The organism is Kitasatospora sp. NPDC001603, assembly GCF_040298365.1.
GTDB lineage: Bacteria > Actinomycetota > Actinomycetes > Streptomycetales > Streptomycetaceae > Kitasatospora.
The window spans coordinates 47,201-56,767 of the sequence record NZ_JBEPAA010000007.1 but is presented as its reverse complement, the minus strand read 5'-3'; the positions used below and the strand labels follow the sequence as shown (position 1 = coordinate 56,767).

Here is a 9,567-nt window from a genome sequence, read left to right as displayed (position 1 = left end):
GCCGGGTCCTGTTTCACGTGAAACAGGACCCGGCCCCGGCCGTTTCCGCTGTGCCGCTGTGCCGCTGTGCCGCTGTGCCGCTGTGCCGCCGGGCTACCGGCGAGCGCGGGTCAGAGGCCCAGGTCGGCCAGGTCGTACGCGGTCACGTACGGCAGGCCGGTGGCCTCGACCGCGGCGGCACCGCCCCGCTCCACGATCACCGCGACGCCGACCACCTCGGCACCCGCCTCGCGCAGTGCCTCGACGGCGGTCAGCACCGACCCGCCGGTGGTGGAGGTGTCCTCGACGGCCAGCACCCGGCGGCCCTTGACCTCGGGGCCCTCGATCCGGCGCTGCAGACCGTGCGCCTTGCCCGCCTTGCGGACCACGAACGCGTCCAGCTCGCGGCCGCGCGCGGCGGCGGCGTGCAGCATCGCGGCGGCCACCGGGTCGGCGCCGAGCGTCAGGCCGCCGACGGCGTCGTACTCCAGGTGCTCGGTCGCGTCCAGCATCACCCGGCCCACCAGCGGGGCGGCCTGGGCGTCCAGCGTGATCCGGCGCAGGTCGACGTAGTAGTCGGCCTCCTTGCCGGAGGAAAGGGTGACCTTGCCGTGCACGACGGCCTTGTCCTTGATCTGTGCCAGCAGGGCGTCGCGGTCGTTGCTCATGAGCGTTCAGTCTAGGGGGTGTCCGGCCTTCTAACGTCGGCGCAGGGCCCTGGCCAGGACCACGGCGCCGCCGATCAGGGCCACGCCGCCGCCGATCATCCACGGCACCGCGCTGCGGCCGCCCGGTCCCGGCACCACGATGCCGCCGGCCTCGCCGCCCCAGCGGGACGCCGCCCGGGCCCGCGCGCTGCGGGCCGGCAGGGCGGGGGCGTACGGGCCGCGCGGCGGGGCGTGGTCGACCTCCTCGGCGGAGCGGCCGACGATGCTGCGGCGGACCGGGCCGCCGAGCACCGGCTCCTGCTCGTAGCCGAAGGGCAGGTCGGCGGGGAGCTCGGTGCCGGCGCCGTCCCCGGCCTCGGCGGCGGGGCCGTCGACGTCGGCGGCCTCCTCACGGTCCTCCTCCTCGCGGTCGCCGCCGATCGGGAGGCCGAAGCGCTCGGCGTCGGCGTCGGAGAAGGCGATGAGGTCGGAGAGGTCGTCGTCGAGGTCGTCGCCGGGGTTGTCCTGGTGGTCGTCCAGGAAGAGCACGGTGGCGGTGGGCTCCTCGTCGTCCTCCGCCTCGTCCTCGTCCTCGACGTCGGTGTCCGCCTCGCCCTCGGCCTCGGGGGCCTCTGCCTCGACGTCGGCGTCCTCTGCTTCCGCCTCGACGCTCGTCTCGACGTCGGCGTCCGCCGCCTCCACGGCGGCTTCCACCTCGGCTTCCCCCTCCACCTCGACGTCCGCTTCCACGTCGGCGGGTCGCGCCTCGACCTCGGCGTCCGCCGCCTCCGCCGCCGCCTCCGCGTCGGGGGAGGCGAGGGCGGCGGCGAAGCGGTCGAGCAGGCGGCGGCCGGCGCCGGCGAGGGTCTCGCCGTCGAACTCGGTGAGCCGGCCGGTGGCGCTCAGGTCGCCGACGAAGCGGACCAGCGTGGTCCCGGCCGCGGTGCCGTCGGCGGTGGCGACCCGGAGGGTGGCGGTGGCCTCGCCGCTGCCGCGCACCTCCTCGCCCTCGGCGAACACGGTGAGGACGCCCTCGCGGCCCTCGATCAGTGACAGCACGCCCTTGTAGGTGATGGTGGAGGTGCCGATCCGCAGCTTCAGCCGCCCGCCGATCTCTTCGGCGGACCCGCTGCCGACGGCGGCCGGCTCGGTGCTCAGTCCGGGGACGCAACGGGCCAGCAGAGCCGGATCCTGCAGGGCCTGCCGGACCAGCTCGGCCGGCATCGGGACGACAACCTCATGCTCCATGTCACGGAGCCTACCGACCGAACCCGCGGTGGTCCCCGCAGTGGCCCCTACCTGCCGTCGGGAGGTCCCCGACCGGCCGCACCCGGCCCTCCGCCGACCGCTCGCGGCCGCCCTCCGCCCGGTTCCGTCCGCTCCGCCCCGCCCGGTTCCGCCCGCTTCACCCCGGGCGGTCCGTCAGCGCGGCCCCAGCAGGGTCAGCGCGGCCGGCGGGCGGGCCGGGCGGAGGGCGGTCAGGTGGGCGGCGGCGGCCCGCAGGGCGTCCGCGGTGAACGCGCGCGGCGGCGGGGCGTCCGGGGCGAGGGTGAGCGGGGGCTGGGCGGCGGCGGCCAGCAGGAAGGCCTGGCTGTCCGGCGAGCCGGGCCGGCAGCTCGCGGCGGGGCCGCCCCGGACGGCGTACGGGACGGTCCGCAGCCCGGCGGCCCGCAGGCCGGACTCGACCTGCCAGAGGCCGTTCGGCTCGTCGTCCGCCCGGACGGCGAGCCGCCCGCCGGGCGCGAGCAGCCGGGTGGCGAGGCCGTAGAACTCCTGCGAGTGGAACTTCACCGTCCCGCTGTCGGCGGGTCCGGGCAGATCGGCGAGCACCACGTCGAAGGACGCCTCGCCCGGGTGCACGCCGCGCAGCCACTCCACCGGGTCCGCGGTGGCGGTCCGCACCCGGGGGTCGTCCAGGGAGTGGCCGGAGAGCGCGGCCAGGCCCGGGTCGGTCCGGGCCAGCCGGGCGAGGGCCGGGTCGGCGTCGACCACCAGCACCGAGCGGACGCCGCCGTGCCGCAGCACCTCCCGCGCGGCGAGGCCGTCACCGCCGCCGAGCAGCAGCACCCGGGCGTCCGGCCCGGCCGCCATCGCGGGGTGGACCAGGGCCTCGCTGCCCCGGTACTCGTCCGGACCGCAGACCGCGAGCCGCCCGTCCAGGTACAGCCGCAGCGGGCCCTCGGCGGGGCCGGTGAGCACGATCTCCTGGTACCGGGTGTGGGCGGCGTACCGGACCTGCCCGCCGTACAGGGCCTGCCGGGCGGCGCGTTCGATCGCGCCGGACCAGACGGCGGCCGCGGCGAGCAGGGCGAGGACGAGGGCGCAGCCGCCCCACAGCAGCAGCCGGGTGCGGGGCGGGGGTTCCTCGCGGAACAGCCAGAGCACCACCGCGGCCCCGGCGACGGCGTTGACGGCGCCGGTGACCAGGGCGCCGGTGCCGGGGCCGAAGAGCGGCAGGATCAGGAACGGGAAGGCGAGGCCGCCGATCAGCGCGCCCACGTAGTCGGCGGCGAAGAGGTCGGCCGCGGCCCGCCCGGCGTCCTCCCGGCGGATCCGCTGGACGAGCGTCATCAGCAGCGGGATCTCGGCGCCGATCAGGACCCCGATCAGACAGGTCAGGGCGATCATCGCGGCCTGGTACCGGCCGATCCAGGCCCAGCAGGAGTACAGGGCGAGGACGGAGAGCCCGCCGGTGAGCGCGAGCGCGCACTCGACCAGCGCGAAGGCGGTGGCCGGGCGGCGGGTGAACCGTTTGGCGAGCAGCGAGCCCAGCCCCATCGCGAACACCATGACGGAGAGCACGACGGAGGTTTGGGTGACCGAGTCCCCGAGCAGGTAGCTGCCGAGCGCGACGAGTTCGAGCTCGTAGACGAGTCCGCAGGCGGCGCAGACGAACGCCGCCAGCAGGACGGTGAGCCGGGAGAGCGCGGGGTGGGCGCGCAGCCGGGCCCTGCGGCGGGCGGGCAGAGGGGTCAGGCTCCGCCCGGGCCGGGGTGGGCTGCCGTTGTCGAGGTCGAGTCCCGGCTGTGCGGGTGGACCGGCCGGATGGTTGATCACGAACAAACGCTAGGCGACGTTCGGTACGGATGGCTGCGTCCATTCGACGGACAGTGCGATACGGCAGGTTGACGAATCGTTCCTGCGTACGAATGAAGGCCGATGTGCGGACCTATGACCCCATCGGGATCGGCGGCCGTGCTCACCGGGTCGCCACCAGGGAGGACCGCGTACAGACCAGCTGGCCCTCCTGCGGATAGGCGTGCCAGGTGCGCCAGAGCAGCCGGTCCGCGGCGCCCTGGGTGACCAGCGCGGTGAAGGCGCTCGGGTCGCCCGGGAAGACACCGGCCAGGCCGCGGGGGTGGCCCTCGACCAGGGCCAGCAACTCCTGGGCGCGAGCGGCGAAGTCGTGCGGCGGTAGCGCCTCGATCCGGGCCGCGAACTCGTACTCCCAGCCGTCCACCTGTTTGGCCACCCGGGCCGGCAGTGGGGTCCGGCGGCCGGGCAGGCAGGCGACGGTCTCCAGGCATCTGCCGGGCCCGGCGGCGATCACCACCTGGTGCGAGGCGCCCAGCAGCCGCAGCTGGAGGGTGCCGGGCGGCCCGGGGCGCCCGGCGTTGGCGAGTCTCAGGTCGCGGACTGCGAGAGCGGGCAGCGGGTCGCCGCCCAGGCACCAGGCCAGGTCACCGGCGCGGGTGTCCGTGTAGGAGGTCTGCAGTGTGGTGAGCATGCTCGGCTCCGCGTTTCAGCTCCGTGCGCGCCCGCCGTGCAGCAGCGAGTAGGCCTGGGCAAAGGCGAGGCTGTTCGTGGCTGTGCGGTCCAGGGCGCGGCCGACCGTGGAAGGAAGGATTCCGGCTGGAGATTCAGCAGCAGAGAAGCATGAATACGCCGGGTCCGTCGGTGATTTACCCAACTTTGTCAAGCATTCACCGTTTCGAGCACCCCGGCTTCCCCGCTCTGATCGAGCCGGTGTGCGACTTTGCACAGCGCGCGCCCCTTGCCCCGGTTCGCGCGCCGTGCGCGCTGCGCGCACGCCACTCACGACGCGCGCACGCCCCGGTCCCCACTGCGCCCGGCGCACGGGGCACACGAAGGACCGGGGCGGGCCCGGCGAACCTCGACCGGGGACAATCGTCGCCCCCGGCTGATCAATTGACTATTCGTCAGGACGTGCGACGCGTACCGTCCGATGGTCAGAGCCGACCGAGTCGGCTGACCGCCTCCTCCAGGACCTCGTCCTGCTTGCAGAAGGTGAAGCGGACCAGCGAGCGGCCGGCCTCGGTGTCGTCGTAGAAGACGACATTGGGGATCGCGACGACGCCGCAGCGCTCGGGCAGGGCACGGCAGAACTCGATGCCGTCCTTCTCGCCCAGCGGGGTGATGTCGGTGGTGATGAAGTAGGTGCCCTCCGGTCGGAAAACCCGGAACCCGGCCGCGCTCAGCCCGTCGGCGAGCAGGTCCCGCTTGCGTAGCAGATCGGCGCGGAACCCGTCGAAGTAGTCGTCGGGCAGCCGCAGGGCGTCGGCGACGGCGTACTGGAAGGGACCGGCACTGACGTAGGTCAGGTACTGCTTCGCGGTGCGGACGGCGGCGACCAGGGGTGCCGAGCCGGTGACCCAGCCGACCTTCCAGCCGGTGAAGGAGAAGGTCTTGCCGGCCGAGGAGATCGAGACGGTGCGCTCGCGCATGCCCGGGAGCGCGGCGATCGGGTGGTGGGCGCCGCTGAACACCAGGTGCTCGTAGACCTCGTCGGTGACCACCAGCAGGTCGTGCTCGACGGCGATCGCGGCGATCGCGGCCAGTTCGTCGGCGGAGAGTACCAGGCCGGTGGGGTTGTGCGGGGAGTTGAGCAGCAGCAGCCGGGTGCGCGGGGTGACCAGCGCGCGCAGTCGCTCCAGGTCGGGGCGGAAGTCCGGGGCCCGCAGGGTGAGCGGGACGCGGACGGCGCCGGCCATGGCGATGCAGGCGGCGTAGGAGTCGTAGAAGGGTTCGAGGGCGATCACCTCGTCGCCCGGCTCCAGCAGCGCCAGCAGGGCGGCGGCGATCGCCTCGGTGGCCCCGGCGGTGACGAGCACCTCGGTGTCCGGGTCGTAGGCGAGGCCGCGGAAGCGCTGCTGGTGCTCGGCGATCGCGCTCCGCAGCTCGGGGATGCCGGGGCCGGGCGGGTACTGGTTGCCCCGGCCCGCGAGGACGGCGTCGGCGGCGGCCCGGGCGATCTCGGCCGGTCCGTCGGTGTCCGGGAACCCCTGGCCGAGGTTGATGGAGCCGGTGGCGGTGGCGAGGGCGGACATCTCGGCGAAGATCGTCGTGCCCATCCCGGCCAGCCGTCGGTTCAGCAGCGGCCTCGTACCCATTGCGGCTCCTCACGCCTCGTCGTCGGCCCCATCCTGGGGCAGCGGGTGGCCGGGGACAAGAACGGCCCGCCGCCGGGGGTGCCGGGGCGGGCCGTGCCGTGGAGCGGAGCGGTGGCGGGAGGATCAGGATCAGGCCTCGTTGGTGCCCTCGGGGGCCTCGCCCTCGCCCTCCTCGCCCTCGATCTCCTTCTGCAGGCCGAGGCGCTCGACGATCCACTGCTCGAAGCCGACGGCGGCCTGGGTCCAGTTGGCGGTGGTGGTGACGAAGTAGTCCAGGTTCACGCCGGTGCCGACGATCATCTGGGCCTCGCCGATCAGGCGGACCACGCCGTCCTCGTGCGTGTGGGTGTAGACCTTGGGCCAGAGGGTCTCGCGGTTCCACTCGTCGATGAGGTCGAGGATCTCGGCCTTGTCCTCCAGCGGGTAGGCGCGGTCGTAGAACGCGCGGACCGCGAAGAGCTCCTTCTGCTCGCCGCGGAACATGTAGTAGACGCGGAAGCCCTCCCAGGGGGCGGTGAGGTCGCCCTCCTCGTCCACGACGTGCTTGAGCTGCATCTGGTCCAGCAGCTGGGTCACCAGGGCCTGGTCCGGGACGACGATCGGCGGCGGGCCGGCCGGCCGACCTCCCTGGCCGCCGGGCTGGCCGCCCTGCGGCACGCCGAACGACGGGATGGACGACGGGTCGATGCTCATGGGGGTCCTCTTCCTCAGTGCACGTGGTGGCCGGCAATGAGAGGCCGCCCTTCCATCTCCCATCCTGCCTCATCCTGGGCCTGCCTCACAGGGGCGCCCGGGCGGCGGGCGGGCACCTGTGGATCTTGCCGGGGCCCCCGATCGGGGCCGTGGCCACCGAGGGTGAGCGCGGCGCCGGGCCGCCCCCTCGGGGAGCGGGGGCGGCCCGGTCCGGGGGCTGCGCGGCGCTACTTCTCCAGCGGGCCGCGGGCCCGGACGGTGAGGTGGTCGCCCTCCTCGGCCCGTTCGACCAGGACGGTGTCGCCGTCGTGCACCTGGCCCGAGAGGATGGCCCGGGCGAGCTGGTCGCCGATCGCGGACTGCACCAGGCGGCGCAGCGGCCGGGCACCGTACGCGGGGTCGTAGCCGGTGAGCGCCAGCCAGTCCCGGGCGGCCTCGTCGACGTGGAGGGTGAGCCGGCGCTCGCCCAGCCGGGTGGCCAGCCGGGCGACCTGGAGGTCGACGATCCGGCTCAGCTCGGCGGTGCCCAGCGGCTCGAAGACCACGATGTCGTCGAGGCGGTTGAGGAACTCGGGCTTGAACGCGGCCCGCACCGAGTCCAGCACCAGCCGCTTCTTCATCTCCTCCGGGGTGGCCGGGTCCACGAGGAACTGGCTGCCCAGGTTGGAGGTGAGGATCAGGATCGCGTTGCGGAAGTCGACCGTGCGGCCCTGGCCGTCGGTGAGCCGGCCGTCGTCCAGCACCTGGAGCAGGACGTCGAAGACCTCGGGGTGGGCCTTCTCCACCTCGTCCAGCAGCACCACGCTGTAGGGGCGGCGGCGGACCGCCTCGGTGAGCTGGCCGCCCTCCTCGTAGCCGACGTACCCGGGCGGGGCGCCGACCAGGCGGGAGACGGAGTGCTTCTCGCCGTACTCGCTCATGTCGATCCGGACCATCGCCCGCTCGTCGTCGAAGAGGAAGTCGGCCAGGGCCTTGGCGAGTTCGGTCTTGCCGACGCCGGTGGGGCCGAGGAACAGGAAGGAGCCGGTCGGCCGGTCCGGGTCGGCGATGCCGGAGCGGGTGCGCCGCACCGCGTCCGAGACGGCCTGGACGGCCTCCGCCTGGCCGATCAGGCGTCGGCTCAACTCGTCCTCCATGCGCAGGAGTTTGGAGCTCTCGCCCTCCAGCAGCCGGCCGGCCGGGATGCCCGTCCAGGAGGCGACCACATCGGCGATGTCGTCCGGGCCGACCTCCTCCTTGACCATGGAGGAGGTGGCGTCCCGCTCCTCGGCGCCCTCCTGCGCCTCGGTCAACTCCTGCTCGGCGGCCGGGATCTCGGCGTACATCAGCTTGGAGGCGCGCTCGAAGTCGCCGTCGCGCTGGGCCCGGTCGAGGGCGCCGTGCAGGTCGTCGAGCCGTTCCTTCAGCTCGCCGACCCGGTTGAGGCTCTTCTTCTCCTGCTCCCACCGGGCGGTGAGCACGCTCAACTGCTCGTTCTTGTCGGCGAGATCGCGCCGGAGCCGGGTCAGCCGGTCGACCGAGGCCGGGTCGGACTCCTTCTCCAGGGCCAGCTCCTCCATCCGCAGCCGGTCGACGGCGCGCTGGAGCTCGTCGATCTCGACGGGGGAGGAGTCGATCTCCATCCGGAGCCGGGAGGCCGCCTCGTCGACCAGGTCGATCGCCTTGTCGGGCAGGAAGCGCGAGGTGATGTAGCGGTTGGACAGGGTGGCGGCGGCGACCAGGGCGGCGTCCGAGATCTGCACCTTGTGGTGCGCCTCGTACCGGCCCTTGAGGCCGCGCAGGATGGCGATCGAGTCCTCCACGCTGGGCTCGCCGACCAGCACCTGCTGGAACCGGCGCTCCAGGGCCGGGTCCTTCTCGATCCGCTCGCGGTACTCGTCCAGCGTGGTGGCGCCGACCATCCGCAGCTCGCCGCGGGCCAGCATCGGCTTGAGCATGTTGCCCGCGTCCATCGCGGAGTCCCCGCCGGCGCCCGCGCCGACCATGGTGTGCAGCTCGTCGATGAAGGTGACGACCTGGCCGTCGCTCTGCTTGATGTCGTTCAGGACGGCCTTCAGCCGCTCCTCGAACTCGCCGCGGTACTTGGCGCCGGCGACCATCGCGCCGAGGTCCAGCGCGACCAGCCGCTTGCCGCGCAGCGACTCCGGCACGTCACCGGCCACGATCCGCTGGGCCAGGCCCTCGACCACCGCGGTCTTGCCGACACCGGGCTCGCCGATCAGCACCGGGTTGTTCTTGGTGCGCCGGGAGAGCACCTGGACGACCCGGCGGATCTCCTGGTCGCGCCCGATGACCGGGTCGAGCTTGCCGTCCCGGGCGGCCTGGGTGAGGTCGGTGCCGTACTTCTCCAGGGCCTTGTAGGTGCCCTCCGGGTCGGGGGAGGTGACCCGGCCGCTGCCGCGGACGTCCTTGAACGCGGCGAGCAGGGCCTTCGCGGTGGCGCCCCGCTGGGCGAGCAGGTCGGCGACCGCGCCGCCCTCGGCGGCCAGGCCGACCATCAGGTGCTCGGTGGAGACGTACTGGTCGTCCAGGTCCTCGGCGCGCTTGCCGGCCTCGGTGAGCACGGCCAGCGTGTCGCGGGCGAGCTGGGGCGCGGCGACGGTGGAGCCCATCGCGCGGGGCAGTCCGGCCAGCAGCCGGCGGGCCTCGGTGTCGATCCGGGTCGCGTCCGCGCCGACCGCCTTGAGCAGCGGCCCGGCGATGCCCTCGGGCTGCTCCAGCAGGGCGATCAGGATGTGCACCGGCTTGACGTCCGGATTCCCCGCGGCGCCGGCCTGCCGGATCGCGGCGGACAGGGCGTCCTGCGTCTTGGTGGTGAACTTGCTGGCGTCCACTGCTGGGGTGTCCTCCTCGCTGATGGCGAACTGCTTCGTACGGGCGGCGGCGGCCCCCGGCCA

The 9,567-nt window shown here is 73.9% G+C and carries 7 protein-coding genes; all 7 read right to left on the bottom strand.

The features are described from left to right. Nucleotides 1-110 precede the first annotated feature (110 nt). Complete coding sequence (gene pyrE, locus ABT263_RS07125) at nt 111-647, bottom strand: orotate phosphoribosyltransferase (RefSeq protein ID WP_329488728.1); 537 nt, start codon at nt 645-647, stop codon at nt 111-113. A 30-nt stretch (nt 648-677) separates the two neighbouring features. After that, nucleotides 678-1,874, bottom strand: coding sequence for an SRPBCC domain-containing protein (locus tag ABT263_RS07120; RefSeq protein ID WP_352288460.1), 1,197 nt, complete (start codon nt 1,872-1,874; stop codon nt 678-680). Nucleotides 1,875-2,048: 174 nt separating this feature from the next. After that, nucleotides 2,049-3,683 (bottom strand): polyamine aminopropyltransferase, encoded by a 1,635-nt coding sequence (locus tag ABT263_RS07115; protein WP_502885767.1) that lies wholly within the window; start codon nt 3,681-3,683, stop codon nt 2,049-2,051. Between the two features lie 142 nt (nt 3,684-3,825). Further along, nucleotides 3,826-4,353, bottom strand: a complete 528-nt coding sequence (locus ABT263_RS07110) for a DUF2617 family protein (RefSeq protein WP_329488726.1) — start codon at nt 4,351-4,353, stop codon at nt 3,826-3,828. A gap of 463 nt (nt 4,354-4,816) precedes the next feature. After that, a complete protein-coding gene (locus ABT263_RS07105) occupies nt 4,817-5,977 on the bottom strand; it encodes a pyridoxal phosphate-dependent aminotransferase (RefSeq protein ID WP_352288457.1) in 1,161 nt (386 codons plus the stop codon). Nucleotides 5,978-6,106: 129 nt separating this feature from the next. Next, the gene (locus ABT263_RS07100; protein WP_329488724.1) at nt 6,107-6,670 is read right to left on the bottom strand and encodes a type III secretion system chaperone family protein; all 564 of its coding nucleotides are present in this window, start codon (nt 6,668-6,670) and stop codon (nt 6,107-6,109) included. A 227-nt stretch (nt 6,671-6,897) separates the two neighbouring features. Further along, nucleotides 6,898-9,504 carry an ATP-dependent chaperone ClpB gene (clpB, locus tag ABT263_RS07095; protein WP_352288455.1) on the bottom strand — a complete coding sequence of 869 codons (2,607 nt, stop codon included), beginning with the start codon at nt 9,502-9,504 and terminating at the stop codon, nt 6,898-6,900. Between the last annotated feature and the right edge of the window lie 63 nt (nt 9,505-9,567).